Annotated in this window: 2 protein-coding genes; one reads left to right on the top strand and one right to left on the bottom strand. The window is 63.2% G+C overall.

The window, feature by feature from the left end; translation table 11 throughout:
* A partial coding sequence (locus tag WAN71_RS10920; RefSeq protein WP_422225340.1) for an AI-2E family transporter occupies nucleotides 1-1,137 on the top strand: 1,137 nt, incomplete at its 5' end.
* Here WAN71_RS10920 and WAN71_RS10925 read toward each other — a convergent pair.
* Nucleotides 1,112-1,719, bottom strand: a 608-nt coding sequence (locus WAN71_RS10925; RefSeq protein WP_422225341.1) for a dienelactone hydrolase family protein, incomplete at its 5' end; no start/stop codon positions are given. The genes WAN71_RS10920 and WAN71_RS10925 overlap by 26 nt on opposite strands.

The following is a 1,719-nucleotide window of genomic DNA, read 5'->3' on the forward strand; positions in this document are numbered from 1 at the left end:
ACCCAGAGACGCGCGCTCGCGGTCTGGACGCTGATCAGCCTGCTATTCGCGGCGTATTTCCTGCGCGGCTACTTCGTCCTCATCGTGGTGGCCGCCGTCGGCGCGTATTTGTTTACCCCACTTTTCAATTGGTTCGGTCGTCGGATGAATGCCGGCCTGGCGGCCACCTGCACGCTGCTGTCGGCGCTGGTCGCGGTGATCGTTCCGGTCGGCGTGTTGGTGGTGCTGGCGATCGTCCAGATTTCCCGGATGGTCACCCATGTCGCAGGCTGGGTGCAAAAGACCGGTCTCAGTGGACCCGGCGACCAGAGTCTTCACGTGGTCAATCAGCTGTTGGCGCGGGTTCCGTTCCTGCACATGACAGTTACCGCAGAGTCGCTGCGAAAAACGATGGTGACCGTCGCACAGAAGGCGGGCGAATGGTCGCTGCACTTTCTGCAGGACACCGCCGGAAGTCTCTTCGGCGCGGTCACCTCAGCGATCATCTTCTTGTACGTGTTTGTCGCCCTGCTGACCAACCGCGAGAGACTTCTCACCCTGATCCGCCAACTCAATCCGCTCGGTGACGACGTCACTGATTTGTATTTGCGCAAGATGGGCTCGATGGTTCGCGGCACCGTGAACGGTCAGTTCGTCATCGCACTCTGCCAAGGGGTAGCCGGGGCCGCGTCCGTCTACGTCGCCGGTTTCCACCACGGGTTCTTCATATTCGCGATTCTGTTGACCGCACTGTCCATCATCCCGCTGGGCGGCGGGATCGTGACCATCCCGTTCGGTATCGGGATGATCTTCTACGGCAACGTTCCCGGCGGCGTTTTTGTAATCCTTTGGAATCTGGTAGTTGTCACCAACCTCGACAACTTTTTGCGCCCGATCCTGGTGCCCCGAGACGCCCGCCTCAATCCCGCGCTGATGTTGCTCGCCGTGTTCGCGGGTATCGCCATGTTCGGCCCGTGGGGCATTGTCATCGGCCCGGTGCTGATGATCGTCATCGTCACCACCATTGACGTCTACCTGGCGGTGTACAAGGGCGTCGAGATCAAAGAGCACGACGACCAGGACGGCAAACCCGGTTGGCTCACGCGGTGGCGAGCACGCAATCAACCCGAGGCTACGACGCAACCAGCCGCTGAGTGAGGAACTCGACGACCCGCTTGCGCGCCTCGTAGGCCGGGTGACCGTCGACCTCACGGACCTCAAGGGTCAGCACCGAATGCGCCGCCCGGGTAAAGCCGTGTTTGTTGCCTGGGCCCGAGTTGATCTCGATCACCTCGAACGCGTCGCCGAGCCGCTCTTTGAGCGTGGCGAATCGTTCGCCCGGCGCCATTCTGTCCTCGCTGAACCGCAGGCCCATCGCGCACACGCCGTCGTTGACGGCACGGTCTTTGAACGCGTTCAGCTCCACGTCGCTCAGTCCGGGATCGCGGCGGTGCCGCAGTGTCAGCGGTATCGGCGCCGACGGCTGGCTGAGCACCGGGGCAAGCACGCTGTCGTCGACCGCAGCGGCCAGCGCGAAGCCGCCGGTGAAACACTGGCCGATCACCCCGACGCCCTTGCCCGGTGTGGATGCGTTGAGGTCGCGAGCCAGCGCGCGCAAGAAGACCGACACCGGCCGCTGCTTGTTGGTCGCGAACGCTGCGAATTCCCTTGCCACACAGGCCCGCGCGACGGTAGGAACCAGATAGCCCACCGACACCGGCCGACCCGGCTCGCCGAACA

It is taken from the genome of Mycobacterium sp., assembly GCF_049280035.1.
In the GTDB taxonomy this organism is placed as follows: domain Bacteria; phylum Actinomycetota; class Actinomycetes; order Mycobacteriales; family Mycobacteriaceae; genus Mycobacterium.